The organism is Paenibacillus sp. FSL H8-0034 (genome assembly GCF_038000305.1).
Lineage (GTDB): Bacteria > Bacillota > Bacilli > Paenibacillales > NBRC-103111 > Paenibacillus_S.
In genome coordinates this window covers 6,535,655-6,558,203 of the sequence record NZ_JBBOBS010000001.1, presented here as the reverse complement: position 1 = coordinate 6,558,203, position 22,549 = coordinate 6,535,655, and the positions used below count along the sequence as shown (strand labels likewise).

The 22,549-nt window shown below is 42.8% G+C and carries 16 protein-coding genes; 15 read left to right on the top strand and 1 reads right to left on the bottom strand.

From position 1 onward, the window contains the following. Positions 1 to 82: 82 nt before the first annotated feature. The 3 genes from NST47_RS29405 to NST47_RS29395 are packed head-to-tail and all read left to right on the top strand — an operon-like array spanning position 83 to position 4,602. Complete coding sequence (locus NST47_RS29405; RefSeq protein ID WP_341158308.1) at positions 83 to 1,624, top strand: extracellular solute-binding protein; 1,542 nt, start codon at positions 83 to 85, stop codon at positions 1,622 to 1,624. A 36-nt stretch (positions 1,625 to 1,660) separates the two neighbouring features. Next, a complete protein-coding gene (locus NST47_RS29400) occupies positions 1,661 to 3,565 on the top strand; it encodes an FAD-dependent oxidoreductase (RefSeq protein ID WP_341158307.1) in 1,905 nt (634 codons plus the stop codon). After that, positions 3,562 to 4,602 (top strand): FAD-dependent oxidoreductase, encoded by a 1,041-nt coding sequence (locus NST47_RS29395; protein WP_341158306.1) that lies wholly within the window; start codon positions 3,562 to 3,564, stop codon positions 4,600 to 4,602. Before NST47_RS29400 ends, NST47_RS29395 begins: the two co-directional genes overlap by 4 nt. Positions 4,603 to 4,980: 378 nt before the next feature. Here NST47_RS29395 and NST47_RS29390 read toward each other — a convergent pair whose 3' ends face one another. Further along, the gene (locus NST47_RS29390; protein WP_341158305.1) at positions 4,981 to 5,751 is read right to left on the bottom strand and encodes a hydroxypyruvate isomerase family protein; all 771 of its coding nucleotides are present in this window, start codon (positions 5,749 to 5,751) and stop codon (positions 4,981 to 4,983) included. Between the two features lie 62 nt (positions 5,752 to 5,813). Between NST47_RS29390 and NST47_RS29385 the strand changes: the two genes are divergently transcribed. From NST47_RS29385 to NST47_RS29330, 12 genes are all read left to right on the top strand, one after another. Next, complete coding sequence (locus NST47_RS29385; protein WP_445667414.1) at positions 5,814 to 6,275, top strand: SDR family NAD(P)-dependent oxidoreductase; 462 nt, start codon at positions 5,814 to 5,816, stop codon at positions 6,273 to 6,275. Positions 6,276 to 6,421: 146 nt separating this feature from the next. Continuing rightward, positions 6,422 to 7,510 (top strand): GerAB/ArcD/ProY family transporter, encoded by a 1,089-nt coding sequence (locus NST47_RS29380; RefSeq protein ID WP_341158304.1) that lies wholly within the window; start codon positions 6,422 to 6,424, stop codon positions 7,508 to 7,510. Further along, a complete protein-coding gene (locus tag NST47_RS29375) occupies positions 7,507 to 9,057 on the top strand; it encodes a spore germination protein (protein ID WP_341158303.1) in 1,551 nt (516 codons plus the stop codon). The genes NST47_RS29380 and NST47_RS29375 overlap by 4 nt, the downstream gene beginning before the upstream one ends. After that, positions 9,058 to 10,230, top strand: coding sequence for a Ger(x)C family spore germination protein (locus tag NST47_RS29370; RefSeq protein ID WP_341158302.1), 1,173 nt, complete (start codon positions 9,058 to 9,060; stop codon positions 10,228 to 10,230). It begins immediately after the preceding gene. A gap of 402 nt (positions 10,231 to 10,632) precedes the next feature. Beyond that, positions 10,633 to 12,414 (top strand): sensor histidine kinase, encoded by a 1,782-nt coding sequence (locus NST47_RS29365; protein ID WP_341158301.1) that lies wholly within the window; start codon positions 10,633 to 10,635, stop codon positions 12,412 to 12,414. Beyond that, positions 12,411 to 13,949, top strand: a complete 1,539-nt coding sequence (locus NST47_RS29360; RefSeq protein ID WP_341158300.1) for a response regulator transcription factor — start codon at positions 12,411 to 12,413, stop codon at positions 13,947 to 13,949. The genes NST47_RS29365 and NST47_RS29360 overlap by 4 nt, the downstream gene beginning before the upstream one ends. Before the next feature lie 233 nt (positions 13,950 to 14,182). Continuing rightward, complete coding sequence (locus NST47_RS29355; RefSeq protein WP_341158299.1) at positions 14,183 to 15,496, top strand: ABC transporter substrate-binding protein; 1,314 nt, start codon at positions 14,183 to 14,185, stop codon at positions 15,494 to 15,496. A 59-nt stretch (positions 15,497 to 15,555) separates the two neighbouring features. Continuing rightward, the gene (locus NST47_RS29350; protein WP_341158298.1) at positions 15,556 to 16,452 is read left to right on the top strand and encodes a carbohydrate ABC transporter permease; all 897 of its coding nucleotides are present in this window, start codon (positions 15,556 to 15,558) and stop codon (positions 16,450 to 16,452) included. Next, positions 16,449 to 17,282, top strand: coding sequence for a carbohydrate ABC transporter permease (locus NST47_RS29345; RefSeq protein ID WP_341158297.1), 834 nt, complete (start codon positions 16,449 to 16,451; stop codon positions 17,280 to 17,282). The genes NST47_RS29350 and NST47_RS29345 overlap by 4 nt, the downstream gene beginning before the upstream one ends. A gap of 162 nt (positions 17,283 to 17,444) precedes the next feature. Then, positions 17,445 to 19,838: a discoidin domain-containing protein gene (locus NST47_RS29340; protein WP_341158296.1), complete on the top strand. Its 2,394-nt coding sequence runs from the start codon at positions 17,445 to 17,447 to the stop codon at positions 19,836 to 19,838. A 127-nt stretch (positions 19,839 to 19,965) separates the two neighbouring features. Then, positions 19,966 to 22,059, top strand: coding sequence for a DNRLRE domain-containing protein (locus NST47_RS29335; RefSeq protein WP_341159784.1), 2,094 nt, complete (start codon positions 19,966 to 19,968; stop codon positions 22,057 to 22,059). Between the two features lie 32 nt (positions 22,060 to 22,091). Next, positions 22,092 to 22,541, top strand: coding sequence for a hypothetical protein (locus NST47_RS29330; RefSeq protein ID WP_341158295.1), 450 nt, complete (start codon positions 22,092 to 22,094; stop codon positions 22,539 to 22,541). The last annotated feature ends 8 nt before the right edge of the window (positions 22,542 to 22,549 follow it).

Below are 22,549 nucleotides of genomic sequence, written 5' to 3'. Positions count from 1 at the left end.
GGGAAGCAGAAGGGGCCATGCAACAGGGATGCTGTAAGACCAGATTCATCGTTAAGATACTATATGACAGGGAGGGCAACGCATGAAAAGCAATACGAATAAAATCGCGTTAAATGGCATGATCATCTCTACGCTGGTCTTAACCAGCATAGCTAGCGCCTGCAGTAATCAACCTGCATCTTCTTCATCATCGTCCGGGACGGCGGAGAAGCCAAAGCCCGTTCTTAAGGTCATGGCGGAATATGACGCCTTGGCCAAGCCGGGAAGTGACGCGACCTCTAAGGCCACTGAAGAAAGAACGGGCTATAAGGTAGATTACTCCATGCTTCCTGCAGATGACCCTACCCAGAAATTGAGTATTGAAGTGGCAGCTGGCGCCGATTATGACATTATTAGAATGCAGCCGCAGGCCTTCCGTCTACTGGCGAGCCAGAACGCATTAATGCCTTTGAATGATCTGCTGGACAAATACGGAAAGAATGTGCTGGAAGGCATCCCTAAGGAAGCGTGGGAGCTAACAACGATCAACGGGAAAATTTATGGCATCCCCAAAAGAAGCGAAAGACTTAATATTTCTTTAGGGATAGGAATTAGAGCTGATCTGCTTAATTCCATAAGCATGAAGACACCAACTACGATTGATGAATTTTATCAAACATTAACAGCCATTAAGGAAAAGCATAAGGACATGATCCCGTTGACTAGCACCTCCGTGCAGATTCCTACAATAAAAAGCGCATTCGGCTTATACAATCAATGGATGGATGTGAATGGCGAAATCGTTCCGTCATTTAAGCTTCCAGCTATGAAGGAGTATATGGCGTTCATGATGAAGCTGTATAATGAAGGGCTGCTTGACCGGGATCTTCCCGTTAATAAAAAAGTTACGGTTGACGAAAAGTTTGCCGGGGGCAAGGCTGCAGCAATCCCTACAGACTGGAAATCCTCACAAGCGCAATTTACAGCGTTATATAAAAATAATCCGAATGCCAAAACCGATATTGTGCAGCCCTTGATTGGCAAAAACGGAGAACAGGGGATATCTGTTAACGCCAATCTGGTATATGCAACCGTCATCTTGAAATCCGCGAAGCATCCTGAGGATGCGATGAAGTTTATGAATAGCAGAATGGACCCCCAAAATTTCGAATACCTTGCTATAGGTAAGGAAGGAGAAACCTTCACTAAGGAAAAAGACAAATACATTCCCATTATGCCGGCATTGAGTGACCAGCGCGGGGAAGCCTATTGGTATTTGTTCGGCATACGAGAGAAGGAATATTCGGAAATGTGGCTGGCCCGTCTAAGAAGGGACGCCATCCTGTTCGAAACGTATGAAAAGGTAAATAAAAACTATGATAAATTATCGCGTTTCAATATTACCGGCATGATGCCACCGCTGGAAAGCTATACGAAATATAACGCATCGTTGAGTAAGATGGAGGATGACTATTTCACCCAGCTGCTTGTCGGCAGTGAAAAAATCGAGAACTACGATAAGTTTGTGAAGAAGTGGGAAGAAGCTGGCGGTGCAGAGGTGACCAAGGATATTAATAATTGGTATAAAAACGGCGGAAAGCAGTACACGGATAATCTGCTGAAAACGTATCCGAGCGGTTATTAGGCGTTTACCAAAAATGAATGTGGAGGAGATTGCAGCGTGAAACAGCTCGTTACAGATGTGTTAGTCGTAGGAGGTGGCACCGCGGGAGCGTTGGCTGCCATCGGCGCAGCGGAAGAAGGCGCGAATGTTGTGCTGGTTGAACGGGATAGCGTATTAGGCGGCGTCGGTGTCCGTGCGGGCATCCACTACTATTATTATGGCAGCCTGGGCGGCGCGCAAATGGGCATCGACCAAGCGACACGCTCGCTTACGAAGGAACTGGGCGGCAAGAGCAAGGGGTTCCATCCCGAGGCAAAGGGTGTAGTGATAACCGAACGGATGCAGGAGTTAGGTATACAGGTCATTTATGACGCGGTTATTGCGGATGTCCTCATGAACGGGAAACAGATCATAGGTGCAATTGTCGAGACCGACCGGGAATGTCTGGAGATCACGGCCAGCGTTACGATTGATTCCACGGGAGACGGGGATGTGGCCCATTTGGCTGGCGCAGTCTTCATGCAGGGGCGCGATTGGGATGGGGCGATGCATACATTTTCGATGGTTCCCCGCTATATCGACGATAGAAGCATCCTGCAATATAAGAACTTCGATGTGGGCTGGGTAGACAGTACCGATTTCAGGGATGTTTCGCGGGCTTATAAGACAGGACGCCAATACGCATGGAGAGAGCAGGAGAACCCTGCTAATACCCATTACACGGTTGTCGGTCCTCAGTTGGGCATCAGGGAAGGCCGTATTATTATCGGGGAATACGTGCTCCACCAAGATGATCTGCTGCATGATAAAAGGTTCGATGATGTGGTGATGCGTTGCTTCTCCCATCATGATACCCATACTTATGATTATGCGAACGAAAGTGATTTCACGCAAATCTACATTCCCATCCTGGGATTTCGGAAGTTTCCTTTCGGCGGCGATGTGCCATACCGTTGCTTTGTCCCGCAAGAAATCGAAGGGCTGTTAATCGGCTGCCGAGCGCTTTCCCAAGATCATGATTGTTCGATGACCTTGCGTATGCAGAGGGATATGCAGAAGGTTGGAGAAGTAGCGGGCGTTGCGGCGGCCTTAAGTGTCCATGAGCAAGTCCTTCCAAGACATGTTGATATTCATAAGCTGCAGAGCAAGCTGATAGCCAGAGGCGTACTGAATCAAGCAGACCTGGAGCGGGAGAGCGAGCCCTGGATGATCTTCGAGGCGGAAACAACGAAGCATCGCCGTGAGCTGCTCCAAGAGGAGGATCAGACGCATCATGTCGAGCTGTTAATCGACTATTTGGGAGGCTCCCAGGAAGACATCGCCTTATGGTGGATATGGCAGCTCGGGGATGTATGCGCATCCGCTTTGCTGGAGGCATTGCCGCATGCCCAAGGGAAGAAATGGCGTGGAATCACTCTAGCGCTGGGTTTGATCAAGCATCCGGCCAGCATTTCGTTGTTGGAGGAAGTGTTCAGAAGCAAGGATGCCGAGAAGAAAAGCGATCCGCTTACCTGCTCAGAGGAGCGTTGGATTGCGGCGTTAATTCTGTTGAAGCAGCAGGGGGCAGCCGGTGTTGCTTCGGATGTGATCGAGCTGTTGCGTACAGAACGAAAAAGCACAACGCTTCTGTATATGCTGCATTATTTGGTTGCCATTGCCGACCAAATGACGGAAGAACAACAACGGCTGGCTGACAAAGCGCTCCGGGAATTACTGCAGGACCCGGAGCTGGGTGACGATTATTTCGTCAAGGGTTCACACGGTATTACCCCGACAAAGGGCGAATGCAGCTCCATGAGATGGGGGATTGAGATAACATCAGGGTATTTGCTTGGACGAATCGGAGGAGACGGTGAGTCGCTTCTGCAGCAATATCTGCAGGATTACCGGGGCTATGCTAGAACGGCAGCCGCTGTCATGATGGCTCGATTGAGTGAAACGAAAGGAGCGGTCCAAGTATGAGTGAGAATGTCCATAGCATCATCGGGACCTATGATGTCGTCGTTGTCGGAGGTGGAGTAGCGGGCATGGCTGCGGCTAAGACTGCCGCCGAAGGCGGTTTAAGTGTGGTAATTATCGAGCCGACAGGCTCGCTTGGCCGGGAAATAGTTAGAGCCCGTAATTTATTCGTCGATTTGTCAAGTTATCCGGACTTATCTACAGGTGTATCCATACTTGCATTTCTGGAGGCTCGCAAAGGGTGGTTTGGGGGCCAGCTTGATACCAATTGCGCTGCTATTGCTATGGATGATGCCATGGAGCAAGCTGGCATTGACATATGGTTTCAAGTATGGGCTTCACGACTTGTGGTACAGGACGGGAAGATACAAGGCGTCGAGGTTGCCACGAAATCAGGATATGGTTTCATACAAGCGTCTCAGGTTATCGACGCCTCTGCCCATGGAAAGGTCAGCCAGCCATGGTTCAGGAAATCCTTGAGTACAGATGTCCGTTCAGTGATTCATCTTTTATACAACAATGTGGCAGGAGAATGCCCGGACCCTTTTAATTTGCATATACCGAAATTTGGCGAAGTAAAGGTAGCCTGCAAACCTACTTTCTGGCTCGGAGAGTGGCGAGTATCGTTAGAGGTTGGGCTTTTATTAAGGCGGGATGAATGCTCTGCGTTGCTGGCTGCCTCATTGCCTGCTCTTCATGAATTAGTGCCTCGATTAACCAATGGAGTGCTTACCTATATCGCCGACGACGTTTGGGGAACTCCGGAATTCACATTGACGGTGGATTCCGGGGATGGCCGTGTGGCTGCGGCACTATTGAATCCGTATGATCCCAATGGAGGCCCGGTTGAATTGCGTCGCAGCGTACTTGCCAATCCGCTAATTGTAGAAGGGCTGGTAATGTCAAACTTATGGGTTGAGGGGTTCCCCATGAAGGTCGATCAGGAAGAGCAAGTAATCATCAACTTGATCAAGCTCGGGGAAGCCGCTGGAAAACTGGTTCTTGAAGCGTCTCATAAGGAAGCCGCCGGGACAGTATAATTCCTTGGCAGCTCTTCAAAGGGCTAATCTACTTGATTCCAGTGTATTCCGCTCTCTTGGGCCGGCTTCCTCCGGGGCTGACATAACTACGAACCGCTGTACCGTTGTAGATCACTCGCTCTGCCTGAGTCGCTTTATGGCTAGGTTTTGAAAACATTTTCTGGCACATAACTTCAGTTGGAACAAGGCCAATTCCATTTGTAAATAAGATACTTACGCAGAGAGGATGCCAATGGGAAGAAGAGGAGCAAGATCCGTCTAAAGATGCCGGAGGCAACGGCTTTCCTATTGATTGTAAATCGAAGTTATTCCTGTCAAAAACCGATTTTCCAATAAATGGGAAAATCGGTTTTTGATTATGTTCACTCTAACTCTAACCTACATAAGTCCCGCTGCCCTTACCCAATCCCGAAATCTCTGGAGTGCAATCGCTGGCGGTTCAAGCGGATAAAACTCCAGACCTATATAACCTTGAAACCCAGTTGCTTGTATGGCCTTTAGTATGTTTATATAGTACAACTCACCCGTGTAGGGCTCATGTCTACCCGGTACACCTGCAATATGGAAATGTCCGATATTATGGATATTCCTGGTGAGTGTATCTATAATATTTCCCTCCATGACTTGCATGTGATAAATGTCGTACAGAACTTTGACATGGGGACTACCGACCTGATCAATAATCTCGAAGGCTTCCTTCGTATGGTTCAAATAGGCATTCGGATGGTCTACAAGTGTATTGACAGGTTCAACGACAAGCATGATACCGTTATATTGCAATAATGGGATGCACGCCTTCAGGCCATCCACAATACTTTGATGCATTTCCTTTGGGGATAGTCCGGGAACTCTGCTTCCTCCCTGGGTGAAGAGGGTATTGCATCCGAGCATTTGCGCAACAGCTATTGCCTGTCCCAGCCCCACTATATATTCTCTTCTTCTAGCAGGATCAGTTAACTCAAAGGTTTTCGTAACCGTTCCTGAAACATAGAGCTGATACTTTTCTCTGGCAGCTTGAATAGCCTGGAGGTCCTTGTCCCACCAACTGGCAAATTCAAAGGCATTGTAACCGACTGCCTTTATTTGTTCCAGACCCTCAATAAAATTCTTTCCATTATATACAGCATCCATAAGAACAGAAAAATTCATTTCATTTCACCCGTTTCTGTTTATAGTTATAGGCACCTTAACAGCCCGGTCTTGAGTATTTGATGGTCCCGCGTCCCATATTCGATAATCCCGACTACAGAGGAACAGGTAAGCTTAGAGATAAGGTTGCCATTATTACGGGTGGTGACAATGGCATTGGCCGTGCGGTAGCGGTAGCATTTGCTAAAGAAGGAGCTGATCTGGCTATTGTGTATCTGGATGAGCATCAGGATGCTGTAGAAACCCGGGAAGCTGTGAATAGACTGGGGAGGAAGTGTTTGCTGATCCCGATTGATCTAAGGAATAAAGAGTCGAGTTCTTGTATAGTAAAAGCAACACTTGAAGCATTTGGCCATATTGAAATTCTCGTCAATAAAGCAGGTGTCCAATTCGTTCGACAGTCTCTGCTTGAGATTTCTGATGAACAACTGCAGACGACCTTCGTTATTAATATTTTGTCATTTTTCTCCGTGAGCACAAACGACTACGGCTCGTCTATCTGCTCAAGTACAGTCCTTAACTGAATCCCTTGGAAGGTTTATGGAAGTGGCTAAGCATGATGTTGTGAACAATGTCTTTGTCAGCAAGTTCTATTGAACATGAATAAATTTGGATATTTATGATAAAAATACCTTTCGAAGTAAATAAAATCAACTAGGAGTTGCTCAGTATGGCGAAAATCGAAAGGATAAGTATTTTGCAAGCATCCTTTATAATTATTACTATGCTGGGAATTCTGGATCATGTTATCTTGCTTCCTGCATTGCTGCGATCGGCAGGTCGAGACGCTTGGGTTTCCGTGTTAGTCGCGGGCCTACTATTTTTATGTTGGATTCCTTTTGTTTTTTATATCATGGATCAAAGCAAGCAGGAACATCTTTTTATATGGTTAAAACGACGTTTAGGTGTACCAATTGCTTGGATGATCATCATGATTATCATTTTTCAATTATTTGTAATGTGCATAATGACTATTAAGGATGTTACATACTGGAGCAACATCACCTATCTACCGGATACGCCGAATGTGGTTATTGTCTCCTCTTTGGTCTTGGTTTCATTTTATGCTGTATACTCCGGTATACGCACGATTGCCATTGTAAATGGTATTCTATTCCCATTCGTCATCCTACTTGGTATTTTTGTTGCGACAGCTAATTTCCCGCATAAAAATTACTCCTTACTTTTTCCCCTTTTGGAATATGGTTTTGAACCAGCTATTAAGGGAGTTATGTATGCGGGATCAGGGCTTACAGGAATTCTTTTTTTTGTATACATTCAGCATCGTCTTCAGTCAAAAATGAGTTTACGTTCCTTACTGTGGGTGGGGATCGTTTTAGTGGGATTAACATTGGGCCCATTGATGGGAGCCATTGCGATATTCGGTCCCTTTGAAGCTGCAAGAATGCGCTTTCCTGCCTATGAAGAATGGAGGCTTGTTACTTTCGGTCACTTCCTCGAGCACATTGACTTTTTTTCCATATATCAATGGCTTGTCGGTTCATTTACGCGGATCTCGATTGGGATATTCCTGATCCCCGATTTGTTAGACGTTCAGAGAGGGAAGAGACGAACTGTTTTGCTGGTTTTGTTATTCGCCATTATGATCATAGGTTCTCAAATTCAAATCAATGATCGAACGTTCGTCGAATTTCTGACGACCATGTATCTTCCTTATTCGCTTCTTTTATCCTTGATTTTATCTGTTCTGTTCGTCTCAGTCGCATGGATATTCGGGAAGAGGAGGATGGAGATATGAAGCTTTGGAAACTGTTTTCAATGCCTTTCAAAAAAACAATTGCACATGGCGAGAAAACAGATAGTAATAGTGTAACCCAATTTGTTGATTTATCTTTAGTTAAAAATGAAAGTTGGGCACTATTAACGTTCGCAGGCTGTCAGGATGTAAAAATTCAAAAAATGATTATGAATGCAGAGTACAATATTTCGAGCTTATTGATCTATTGTGAAGGAATAGTTGACACGAAACAAATCAACGAAACGATCATTCCAAGTCTGCATGATTGGTTGAAGGAAGTGGATTCGCAACCTCTAACTGAGGATACGATTCTGCTTGGGTGGTCCATGTCGACACTGCATAAAGAAACGATACTAGACCATATAGTGACAAAAGTGTTCGACGGGGAATTGATTCTATTCTTCGAAGGCGTGAAGTCCGCCTTCATTATTAATATTGCGAAACCACCAACACGGAACCCTGAGGAATCCAATTCAGAGATTTCCATACGCGGGCCACGGGATGGGTTTATCGAGGATATTTCCGTTAATGTTGCATTGGTTCGTAAAAGGTTACGAACCAAGTCCCTCTCCTATGAGCAATTTACACTTGGAAAACGAAGTCAAACTAAAGCAGGGCTCCTGTATATCAAAGATATCATCCAGCCAAAAATTGTAGAAGAAGCAAAAGCACGATTGTCATCTATTGATACCGATGCTGTCTATAGTAGTAATGAATTGGAGGAGTTGTTGTCCGAATCAAAATTCTCATTGATCCCGCTATTCGATTACACAGGCCGGCCAGATTACGTTGTGTCTTCCTTATTGCGTGGGCGTTTTGCGATTATTTTGGACGGTGTCCCGACGGCAATCATTGCTCCTGCAAATTTGATGCTGCTGGTTAAAACCGCAGAGGATATACATAATTCGTATTCAAACATTACATTCGGAAGAATACTTAGGCTATTTGGCTTGTGCATTTCCTTGTTTCTTCCCGGTTTTTATATTGCAATCACTACTTATCACCAGGATCAAATCCCATTAACATTGCTGGCTACACTCGTAACTTCGAGAAAGGGGGTACCCTTTCCCACTCCAATTGAGGCCTTTGTAATGCTTGTATTATTCGAGCTTTTCAGGGAGGCAGGAATGCGTCTGCCTAGCGCCGTTGGACAAACTCTGGCGGTAGTTGGTGGTCTAATCATCGGGGAAGCAGCCATTCGTGCAGGGCTTACAAGCCCCTCGTTATTGGTTGTGATAGCAGCAACCCTTGTATCTACCTTTACCTTGGTGAACCAATCATTGGCTGGGGGTGTGAGCATTATTAGGCTGGGAATTCTTCTCATCAGTTCTTTTTTGGGGATCTTCGGTTTTTTTCTCTCAATTTTTGTCCTGTTAATAAGTCTCGCCAATTTGAAATCTTTCGGGATCCCTTTTCTGGCTCCGATTTCACCCATCACTTGGCGTGACGTCACCGCTTCACTGGTTCGTCTGCCTGCTTCTTTTCAGAATAAACGACCTAAGATGCTGAACGTACAGGATTCGACAAGAGAGAGGAGCAAAAAATAAATGAAACAGCGTATCATTGTCCTGGTTTTGTTTGTCCTTTTTGTCTTTCCTCTTTTAACAGGTTGTTGGAATATGAGGGAATTGGAGCATATGTTTTATGCTCATGCTGTGGGTGTCGATTATCAGAATAACCAATTCAAAATATATGTACAAATTTTGGATTTTACCACATTAGGGAAACAAGAAAGCGGAGGGGGGCAGGGAGATAAGCAAGGGAGTTGGGTTGGGAAAGGAGTAGGTAAAACATTTCAAGCTGCTCTTCATGATTTATACGCGACAACCCAACGAAGGATTTACTGGGGACATGTGAACACTGCCGTACTTAGCGAAGCCGTATTGAAGTTTGGCATCCATGAAATATTAGATCAGTTTACACGATATAGCGAATTTCGCTATAGCCTATGGATATTCGGTACGCAGAATTCAGTGGAAGATATATTACTTTCTTCGCCAATTATGGAATCCTCTCCTGTTTATTCTCAGTTAGGCGATCCAACTGATGTATATGATCAAAATTCGTCTATACACCCCATGCGATTGTACAGCCTTATTACCGACATTCGGGAGCCTGGAAAAACCGTATTACTTCCCATGATCAATTTATCGGAGGGACATTGGGTTGATAACAAAATGAGATATCGAGCTCTCAAAGTCGGGGGCGTAGGCATAATTGATGCAGGGAAGTGGTATGGTTTTTTATCCGCAGAAGCCTTTACTGGGGCACGGTGGCTGGATAGTCGAGCGGCACGTATACCTCTTGCACTCGATTCGGAAAAGCAACCTGTTGCAACAGTTGTTTTTAAACATCCACAAACACAAATAACACCAGAAATTCGCCAAGGAAAGGTTTTTTTTAACCTCAAAATTAAGGTAAGGGGTAACATCAATGAAATGGATAGTGAAGTTTCCGATTCGATCATCAGGAGTCGAGCGGAAGAAATGATCCGCGAAGAGATCCGAAATACCTTTGCGAAAGGACTCAAACAAAAGGTAGATGCTCTCAATTTGTTAGAATCTCTGTACCGCCAAAAAAACCATGAATGGGCTCAACTAAAAGCTTCAAAATCATTTCCATTGACTGAGGATTCATTACAAAATATCGAGATAAATATTAGCATCACGAGTAGAGGAAGGACGACGGAATCATTTCCTATAAATGGTGGAAAGGAATAACTGATGTTAATCGAATAAGCGGATCTGTTACTCAAAAGGCAGTGAAATAGGTTATATCAAGATACCAATTCTCGATGGTTTTCATTATCCCAACCCAAATTGATGCTTGGTGGGCAGGCCTCTAGCAGTTGTAGATCACGCTTACTGTATGAGTTATAACTGTGTTTACCTTGATTTGGTCTCATTACGTGGTACAAGAGGTCGAGGTATTTAACTAAAGATGTATCTGGAAAAGTAAGGCCAATCGACGCGAATCGATTGGTCTTTTTTAACGCCAGAGCGTAATATTGTGTTAGAAATCAGGGTTATTGTCGTAGCAATCCAAGGATAATTCATCTATAATCATCCTATATTGATAGCGTTTTCCATTTCGGCAACTTCAGAAGAAACGGGGCTTTGACTATGAAACGACTTCGTTTCAAGATAAGAACGATACGCGGTCATATCGCTTTGTATTCTTGTATTATATTTACGATTATCATCTTGTTATTTGGAAGTCTTTCTTATAATTACATTTCAAATACCATGTCTAAGGAAATCTTGAGCTACACTCAGAAGATCATTGAAGAAAAGAAAAGTAATATCGATTCGCTATTTTCTCAGGTTGTCACTTTAATGCAGCAAACAGCTAGCAACGCTGTACTCAATGAAGCGACACAACCGGTAAGTCCGACGGATTTCGCAGGATTACTGAATAATCAGCGACGCATTGATGATTATCTTCAGAACGTGCAGAAATTTAATCCGATCATCAAAGATTTTATTGTACTTGATAAGAATGGCATTGCGATCGATCAGACAGGAGCAGCGGTAAGACCAGAGTATCGTTTTAAAGATCAATCTTGGTATTCCAATCAGTTATTTCCCTACTTTCGTGTTAATTTTATCGGCGTGCACTCGCAAGATTATTATGCAAGCAGCAACTCGGATGAAATGATTGTCTCTGCCATTGCGCCTATCTATGATTTTTTTCGTCCACTGGACTCTTCCTTTCCCATGCTGTTATGCAACTTAAGTGTAAGTAAAATTCAGTCTTTAGCGAAAGAAACACAGTTGGAGAAGTCAGGATTCTTAATTGTCATCGATGCGAAAGGGGAACCCATATTTAAGCCATCTACTAATATTCATTGGGATGGTCTGTCAGCTGCTTTACAGAAACAAGTGGATACCCACTCAGGGAATTTTATCTTGAACGAAAGCGGTGTTCGTTTCGTGGTTGTGTACGATACCTCGAAAGTAACAGGCTGGAAAATTGTGAGCCTGATTCCTTTGAAAGAGATTAGTGCACATACCTATCGAATTGGAACCTACTTTTTAATGGCAACGGGCATTTGCATTATTCTTGTACTTATCGCTTCTTTTATCATTTCTGCCAAATTAACGCGACCTATCGTTCGTTTAATCCAAAAAATGCAACAAATTGAAAGAGGAGATAATCATCTTAAGTTATACGACACAAGCACAGAAGAAATTGAGAAGCTCACTTACCGAATCGATTCGTTGATAGAGAATATTAAAATATTGACGGGGGATGTATACACCTATCAAATTCAAAGCAAAGTTATGGAGTTACGAGCATTACAAAGCCAGATCAATCCGCATTTTTTGTACAATACACTGCAATCAATAAAGGCATTATCAGTAACGGGGCGGAACAAGGACATCAGCACGATGGTAACATTGATTGGCGGTATGCTGCGGTATGCGATTAACAATGTGCAAGATATTGTAACGGTATCCAGTGAACTTCAACATATCGAAATGTATATGCAGATACAGAATTATCGGTACCCGGATCAATTCCGCTATGATATCGATTGCGATGACAGTCTGAAATCGATTTCGATGATCAAATTAAGCCTGCAACCTATTGTTGAGAATGCAATTCTGCACGGATTTCACAATCGAGGTCAGGGCAGCATTCGTATCCTTGTACAGAAAGCGAAGGATCTGACGATATCGGTCTATGACGATGGAAACGGTATGAGTGCCGCGGATTCGGATCGATTACGTAGCAAGCTTTCCGGGAAGCCAGGTACGGAAACGGAAGGTGGTGTTGGACTGATGAACGTTCATCACCGCATCCAGATGAAATATGGGGAAGCGTATGGCTTACAGATAGCAACGAACGTGGAACAAGGCACTTGTATTCAAATTGTCATTCCCTGGGAGGAATTCTTATGAAAATGCTGCTGGCAGACGATGAAATATTAACCCTGCAATTAATGGCGCATATTATCGATTGGGAAGAGATGGGAATAGAGATCGTAGGATCAGCAATCAATGGTGCACAAGCTTTGGAGATGATTGAGGATACAGACCCCGATCTGTTGATTACCGATATACGCATGCCTCAAGTAGACGGGATGGAACTGATCCGCAGAGCGCTGAGCTCCAAACCAGATTTGCAAATTATTATTGTCAGCGCTTATGCAGAATTTGAATATGCGCGTGAAGCGATAAAAAACGGTGCTAAAGGGTATTTATTGAAACCGCTCGATGAGAACGAGCTTATGGCGGTAATGAAAGAAATTCAAAAGGAATGGTTAATGACGGCTGCCCAACAGGAGCAGGAGAAAGAAATGCAACAAATGAAGGCAGAGCAATCCTGGCGAAATCTCCTGTACGCTCCCTTACCTCAGCAGATGTCGTCAAGTATTCCACTGCCTCATACCGAGTATCGTCTCGCTGTTCTGAAAACCGAAAGTGTGACTTATGGTGAACAACTGCATTTGCAAGAAACAATGGTTGAGGTATCAAAAGTGTTGCAAAATGAAATAAGAATCCGTTTAGATAGAGATGTATTTCAAAATATTCTCTTTGAAAATTATCCTGGCGAATGGATATTTGCGTTACATGCTTCCTTCCAAGTAGAAGCGTTGGACGCTATTCTGCAGGCAAGAACAGATTGGCTCGGGATACAAATCCTTGCAGGTATAAGTTTGGTGAAAACAGATTTAAACCAACTGAGCGAAGCCTATAAAGAAGCGCTTGATTCACTTCAATACCGATTTTTTCACGAAGACGGACAAATTTTCATCTATCAGCCTTCTGTACAAGATCAGAGGCTGTCTACGAATGAAGCATTTATTCAATCACTTCAACGGTGGGTAGATAAATGGTTGGATGCTTCTACTACGGATTATTTGGCCGAACAGCTTTGGAACGTTATCGAAATCCATACAGATAAGAATATTGATGATGTTTACCACCGTTTCTATGATCTATTGTTCGTGATGAAAATGAGGCTGTGGAATCGTGACGAACATACAGCATTCCAAATGTTGGATAGTATTCGACTGAACGTAGACAAGAAGTTTCGATCACTAACCGAACTGCAACAGTTCATAATTGATATCTTATTAGAACTAAATGCGTTACGCAGATTTGAGAAAAGCGAACATAACCCACTCATTTACCAAGCCAAACAATATATCAAACAGCACTATAATACGAATATCTCATTAGAACAGATTTGTGAAGCTGTTTCTGTAAGTCGCAGCTATTTCAGTACCTTCTTTAAAAAAGAGACGGGTATGAATGTATGGGACTATTTAACGGAATATAGGATAGAGCAAGCGAAGAGGATGCTCGTGGAGACAACGATGAAAAATTACGAGATTGCTTTAGAGATAGGTTACGAGAACCCGAGTTATTTCACAAAGATGTTTAAAAAGCAAGTTGGAATTAGTCCAAATGAGTATAAAACCCATAATTAGTAAGGAAATGTAGATAAATGGGTACACAGACAACAAAAGTTCAGAAGAAACTGAGCTGTAGTTGTCTGATTTTCTTTCACCTTAGTATTCCGTTGTAAGCGCTTAAAGTCAGTGATATTGGGTTAGTGATTCGTAAATATAGTCGCATCAAAGCAAATGGGAAGACGTTACAATAAAAGTGTCAAGGTTATCGAGCAATCACTTGGGTAGCATAAAAAGGGAGGAATTACTATATGAAGAAAGCGGTATCATGGACAGCTTTAACGGTGTTAACTTCTTCGATTCTATTAGCGGGATGTGGTTCAAATGATGAAGGCACACAGGCAGCGACCCCTGCCCCGTCGGAAACATCGACCCCAAGCAAGGACACGATAGAGAAGAAAGTACCTATTAAATTTATCGGGTTTAACAAAGAAGATGTTCGGAAGACATACTTAGACCTGCTTCGCAAGCAATTTCCGAATTATGATATTCAGTTCCAGTTTGTTGATTCCAAATCGTACCAGAATATCGTTACAACCTATCTTGCCAGTGGAGAAGGCCCTGATATTATCGAAGGTGGAGATGCAAAATGGGCAGCTGCAGGCTATCTGGAAGACCTGACCTCGCAACCATTTGTTTCCAAATACTATGATACCGGGATAAAACCTTTAACAATTAACGGAAAACTGTATTCGATTCCTCTGCAGTCTTGGTTTGAGGGGATCTGGTATAACAAAGATCTTTTCGCGAAGGTGGGTATACAACCTCCAAAGTCATATGCTGATTGGATGAATGGCCACGCGAAACTCCAGGCAGCTGGTATTAAGCCTCAATCGATGGGAGCTAAGTCCTGGGAGCCGATGATGAAGCAATCCATCGCTGTAGCGTTGAATGAATTCTATGCGAAACCAGAGAACAAAAACTTCGATCAAGAGTTTGAAAATGGCACTAAAAGATTGTCCGATAGCTGGAAAGACGCATTTACGCTATGGGATACAACAATTCAAAACAAAAACTTGACGCCGACTATGCTTGGCATTGAATACGATCAGGCGATGGATGAATTTGCAACAGGCAAAGCAGCGATGTGGGAATCAGGTCCTTGGTCTTATGAAGACTTAATGAAGAAAAACCCGAGTTTAAATTTAGGTATGTTCCCGATACCTGGAAAAAGTGAAGGAACGGGTTGGCTAATTGGAGGTCCTGGCAGCTCTTGGGCCGTTAATAAAGCTAGTAAAAATAAAGCAGATGTAATGAAAATTTTGGAGTTCACTTCGACGCCAGAAGCACAGGCAGCGCTCATCAAAGATAGCTTTGGAACTTCTTTCTTGAAAGGTGCAGATAGCAGTAGTCTACCAAAGCAATATTCGGATTCAGCAGAAGCATTCAACCAAGGTCACGTCTATGTGCCATGGGCGAACTGGGGTGTAATTTCTGGAGATACGATTATTACTGAATTAGGCAAGCTGCTTCAGGACCACCTGTCAGGGGCTAAATCGATCGATGAAGTATTAAAAGGTACTGACAAGAAAGCAGATGAGCTTCGCAGCAACTTGAAAAAGTAGAAAAAAGGGAGAAATGTGGCAGTTTTGAATGCCACATTTCGCTTTTAAGGGGTGATAGCATGATAAAGCTTAACGGCTTTCAGTGGAGGAAAGAACTCATCTTCATAGCGTTTGTATTGCCAGCTCTATTCGGATATTTACTGTTTTATATGTATCCTTTAGTTGTCACTTTTGTATACAGTTTTACGGACTTGTCCTTATATAAGCCCAAGCTGAACTTTATAGGGATACGTAACTTTACTCACTTATTTCGGGATGATTCGGCCATAGTGGGCATCAAAAACTCGATTATTTATGCCATTGCGATGACAATCTTACAGAATGCTTTGGCCATTCCGTTGGCTGTCGCCTTGAATCGTCCCTTAAAAACGAAAAATATATTAAGACTTGTTTTCTTTGCTCCAGCAGTTTTAAGTCCACTCGTAGTTGGATTCTTATGGTCGTATATCATGTCCGCTACGGATTATGGATTGATTAACCAAGGTTTGAAAGCAATAGGTCTTTCAGAAATCAATTGGCTTGGAAATCCCAAATTAGCTTTGTATTCCATTATCATAACGCAAGTTTGGCAGTGGACGGGGTATGCCATGGTCATTTATTTAGCTAATTTGCAGGGGATTTCGAAGGAACTGTACGAAGCCGCGTATATTGATGGCGCAAATAGTAGAGTGATTTTCTGGAAAATCACACTTCCACTACTAATTCCTTCTATCTCTTTCAATACCGTGATGAGCATGATTGGAGGACTAAAAGCTTTTGATATCGTCTTTGCGATGACGGGGGGAGGACCAGGACATTCCACGGAGACCATTGTCATGACCTTGATGAACAAAGGGATTAGTGAATCTCAATTTGGTTATGGATCAGCGTTTGCCGTTGTGTTTTCTCTGCTAATTATCTTAATCGCTGCCGTGCAAATGAAGATCTTAAAGAGATGGGAGGATAAACTATTGTGAAGACATCATCTATACGACGCGGGAATGTGATGACAGAGATCATTCTGCTGCTGCTCGCCGCTATCATGATTATCCCCATCTATTACCTTTTCGTAACAACATTCAAAACGCCAATTGAAGCAGCAGAACACCCATTGAGTTTACCTCACAAGTTCAACTTTAGTGGTTATGCTGCAGCTTGGAAGACGATGAATTATCCACGTGTGTTTTTGAATAATTTCTTTATTACAGCTGTTTCGGTAAGTGGCGTGATTGTATGTGCTTCACTTGCTGCGTACACGTTCGCTCGACGTCCGAACCGCATCAACAATTTCTTATTCTTTTTTATACTGATTGGTGTGACGCTGCCATTTCAGGTAGCAACTATTCCGCTATTTAAATTAATGAAGTCGTTAGGACTCGTTGACACCTTTACAGCGGTCATTCTAATCAATATTTTTACCATGATTTCCTTTAATATTTTTCTAATCAAAAATTTTGTCTCTACCGTTCCTTTGGAATTAGAAGAATCTGCCTCAATTGATGGATGTGGTGTGTTCGCTACCTTCTGGAAAATTACATTTCCTCTTTTATTACCCGTCATCGCGACAGTCGGGATTTTGGATTCATTGACAACTTGGAACGACTTTTATACGCCACTTCTTTTCTTGCAATCAAGGGAAAAGGGAGTCATTTTGCTGGAGGTATATAGAAATATCGGAAAATTTTCTGTCGATTGGACGGCATTCTTCCCCATGATGGCACTCGGAATTGCGCCGTTGCTGCTCTTTTACGTGGTCATGCAGCGCTTTATTATTAGCGGAATTGTAACTGGGGCCGTGAAGGGGTAGATTGCAGGCTGGATAAAATGGGGGCATGCATATTCTATAGCACAACAATGTATGGGGAACTGCAACGCTTAATTGTAAAGGGGGTGGTATTCGAAGGAATAAAAGCGCTATACAAATGAGGCTTGCTTGTAAAGAGCTATAACCATTTAAGGAGGAAAAAGCATGCAGAATGGTTCAGCAAGATTTATCAAAGTCTATGTAAGTAGGGTAATAGCACTTGTTCTATTCATAAGTTTAATAAGTGTCCCTGCTGTTACGAGTGCGGCAACTGTCATTACGAAGGTATCAACGACCGCTGCGGGGAAAGCATACCTTGAAGTCGGGGGAAAGCCATTCAATCCAATTGCGGTTCAACTAAGAGTTGATCGTGCAGTGTGGTATGGTGGCAAAACGTTGGCAGATACAGCAGCCTTTTATACAGATGCAAAGAATCAAGGCTTTAATACGATAAGTGTTCCCATACCTTGGAGCCAAATGGAGCCTACCCAGAATAATTATGACTGGACCTGGTTGGACTCTTATATTACCAATAGTAAAAACAATGGATTGAAACTTGAAATCATTTGGTTCGGAATTAATGTAGCAGGGGGCGGATGCTCTAATTTCCTGCCTTCGTATATAACAAGTAATACGTCCGTATATGCTAGACATAGTAATAGTGATGGTTCTATCTTTTCCTATAATCACGATCAAGATGGAACTTGTACAGGATACAGTTTGGCAGATTCGGACACTTTGAACCGGGAAAAAGCAGCTTTGCAAGCTATGATGAATCATTTGGGTTCCTTTGATACTACGCATACGACTATAGGCATTCAAGTAAACAACGAGTCGATGGTAAATGCGCTGGCATGCAGCAATGGTGGGCCGTGGGATCGTTCTTACGATGCAGACACAACAGCGGCTTATAATGCCTCAGGATACACCAATGGAGCTGCGTTCGCAGAGTACCAGCTTGCCGTTTATCAGAATCAGCTAGCCCAGGTCATTAAACAAAGTGATTATTCCGTTTATACGCGGATGAATTATTGGTGTCAAAATGCTTCAATTATTAATAATTTGCTAACCTATGCGCCTAACATAGACTTCTGGGGGAATGATCCGTATACGTCGGAAATTAATAATATTCGCAACTCCATAGATCCTTCGACTAAATTCTTATCCATTTCTGAAAATAGTACGTATGCCAATACGCCTTATTTAGAATTAGCTGCCTACGACAAGGGCGCAGTTCATTATGATATTTATCAATTAGTGTTTCAATCCATTGACGGTGAAGGGATGGTAGGTTTAGATCATACATGGAGACCAACTGCAACTACAATCGTCAATGCCAATAATCAAATTACGAAAGAGCCCTATTTAACGTCCTATACATCAGGAACAGATATCAGTTACTTCTATAATCCGAGTCAAACCAGTAGTGAGACCAAATCAATAGGTTTTGATGTGAATTTCAGTACGTCCAATTATGGGCTCGGCATAGCTCTTAAAACAAGTAACGATATCATGCTTATGGGCTTAGGTGGTGGTGGCACATTTAAAGTAACGAACAGAATACCGAGCTCAGCGGATGTTGGTTATTATAATGCGAATCATAATTGGGTTTCAACTGGTTCGAAAAGCATTACAAATAATACTGACGGTACGTTTTCTGTTGCTGTAAGCGGCACGGAATATGTGAAACTTCATTATAATAATGGCATACCTGCAGGCCCAACCAATCTAGCATTGAATGCGACGGCAAGTACAACAAGCAACAATGGTTATTATCCAACAAGTAAAGTCAATGACGGCACAAGTGCAGGAATCGTAAGCACCGATAATCCGGGTTTTCCGCAGTATGTTACCTTAAATTGGAGTGCAGGGCAATCCTTTAATGCTGTTAAACTTTCTTCGAATTATGCGCAAGGGCAAGCTCCGACGAATTGGGATATCCAAGTTTCTGCTGATGGAAGCACCAACTGGACAACAGTGGCCTCTTCCGGAGCAGTATCGTGGTCGACAAACGGCAGCACAGAATCCAGGGAGATTTCCTTCAATGAGGTAACCAACAAGAAGGGAGTAAGAATCAAAATTAACAATGCGAATCTTACATGGTCACATTATGCCATTGAGGAACTCGCGGTATATAATCATAACCTTGCATTATTTGCAATACCAAGCACGACAAGCAATGATGGCCAGTTTCCAACAAGTAACATTAATGACGGTACAACTGCACCAATCGTAAGTAACAACAATCCAGGCTTTCCGCAATATGTTACCTTGAATTGGGGAGTTGGACAGTCCGTGAGTGCAGTAAACCTTGCAACTAATTACGCCCAGGGGCAAGCACCGACGAATTGGGATATCCAAGTATCAACGGATGGGAGCACGAATTGGACAACCGTAGCCTCTTCAGGAGCCGTGACATGGCTGACGAATGGTGCAACAGAATCTAGGCAGTTGTCTTTTACTCCTGTCGCCAACGTTAAAGGAGTAAGGATTAAGATGAATAGCGCGAATCTCACATGGTCTCATTATGCTCTACAAGAGATTGAGGTATTTAACTAAATATACCTTATAATTTAATACCATAAATTAAATCATAGGATTTCATAGTATTTAAAAAAGGACTAAAATTAAATCAATAAACGATAATTAAAATGTAATCGTTTACAATTCGAGTGGGAGGTTGATTATGAATAAGTGTATATTTATTTATTGTTTATCTGCTTTGTTAGGATTGGGAACTATTATGACGGTTCATGTGGCTCCAGTTCATGCGGTTTCGATTAGTACGATTGTTTCTGAATTCCATGATCCCAATGGTCCTGTGCATGTCGTTGCTCATAAATCGGATTGGAGAAGCGGTCCGGAAAACTCGCTTTCTGCTGTACAGGGAGCGATTAATATGGGTGTTGAAATGGCTGAAATTGATATTCATATGACATCGGATAACCAACTGGTATTAATGCATGATGATACGGTGGATCGAACAACCAACGGAACAGGATCAGTTGCTTCCAAAACATTGGCTCAAATTAAAGCGCTTTATTTACAGCAAGGGATGGGCGGAGGCAGGCCTCTCACCAGTGAAAGAGTACCTACTTTAACCGAGGTTATGAATTTGGCAAAAGGAAATATTATGATTAACCTGGATAAAGCGTGGTCATATAGAGATGCCATTTGGGACGTACTTGTAGCGACAGGCACTACGGACATAGCTATATTTAAGAGTCAAGAACCTAACTCTGTTGTTGATGCCTGGATGGATTCAAAGTCACCAAGGCCGCTTTATGCTGCAGTTGTGGATGATGCTCAGGCAGCGGATATCACAAATTTAATAAACGGAGCGCATCCAGATGTTTTTGAATTGCTATTTGATTCAGAATCAGATACTCAAGTAAGTGATACGAACCTGAACGCCATGAGGAATTCAGGAGCGAAAATTTTTATAAACTCTTTAAATCTCAGTAACAACTATTCCGCAGGACATGTAGACAGCGATGCTGTAAGTAACCCTGAGGCTGTTTGGGGATGGATGATTAACAAAGGGGCTAAGATGATCCAAACAGACTACCCCCAGTTGCTAATCAATTATTTGAATCTTAGACAAAGCCTGCCTTCCGGCTGGAATCGTAAAGATATAGGAGCTGTTGGTGCTGTGGGCTCTGCCGGTTACAGAAACGGTCAATTTACACTATCGGCATCAGGTTTTGATATTTGGACGGCAAATGATGAATTTCAATATGTGTATCAACCAGTCACTGGAGATGTAACTATTATTTCAAAGGTTCGATATTTAAAAAATACAGATGGATTTGCAAAAGCAGGTATTATGATTCGTGAATCATTAAATGCGGATAGTAAGTTTGTGGATGTGGTAGTGTCTCCATCGAATGGAGCAATGTTTCAACGTCGTCCAACGACAGGATTAAATTTATCTGGTACAGGTACAACTTACTACGATACTGCAGCTGGTGTTACTGCGCCTCAGTATGTAAAGCTGGTTCGCAGTGGAAGCACGTTTACTGCATATAAATCTTCGGATGGAGCAAGCTGGCAGCAAATTGGCAGCGCTCAAACAGTAAGTATGAACAGCTTGGTATATGTAGGCTTGGCAGCTACCTCACATAATGACGGTGCTCTTACTGAAGCAACTTTTTCAGACGTAACCGTCACCCCATCTTTACCGTATAGTTTGACTACAGCTACTTTCAGACAGGGAGAAAAAAGCTATTCCGGTGCTACAGATGCGCATGTTATCAAATTTACGCCCTATATGGACAACAATACGGGTGGACATGATGAAGTCGAGGTTACTTCTTATTTAGGGACAAGTGCAGATGAAAAGAATGGACTTTTCAAATTCTCACTTTCAGGTATTCCAGCAACAGCTATTATTACTAGCGCTCATTTGGATCTTATGTTAAATAACACACGAAACGGCATGGTGGATAAATTGCTAAGTCTTCAAGAGGTTACAGGCTCATGGACAGAAGGATCTGGGGTAGGGATCAATGGGCAAGCGGTTTCTGGAGTAAATTGGAATAATCGTCCGTCTAATAGTGCAAGCATCATTGACAACTTAACAATCCATAGCGTGAAGGAGGGTTGGTACACTTTTAATATTACCGATCTGGTTCAAGGGTGGGTAGATGGTTCAAAAACGAACAATGGTGTTGTCTTATTGGAGAATGTGGTGGATACTTCGACAGGCAGCAAAGATTTTGCATCCTCTGAGAATGCTTCTGTGGGTAAAAGACCTGTGCTTGTAATTACTTATCGTTAATGAAGTCGCCGCTTTAGAGAAGGGGGGATTCCATGTCGATAAACATTTCTTCTGAAGAAGCTAGATCATTTGGCATTGAAACGGTTCATCAACAAATGGAAAACGGTGAGAGAAGGTTCCGTTTAGTTAGTTCGGATGGAAGTTCGTACATACGAACGGAAGCATCAAGCGTTGGTGGATGGCAGAACAGCCACTACCATAAAGAGTTAACAGAAATTTATATTGTGCAAAGTGGATGGTTTGTTTACGCTGAGCTTACCTCTTATGGTGAGTTATCCTTGAAGTTTATTAAAGAGGGAGAAGCCATAATCTTTATTCCTCTTGTTCATCACAACCTATTCATGTCGCCATTTACTGTTACGCACGTAGTTAAATACGGAGCTGGGGGCATTGAGGTTGACTGGTTTGCTTCAACTGAGTTAGATAAGCTAACTAAACATATATCCGAATCGGATTTGGTTCGCATGTGCGAACATCCTTAAACCAACAC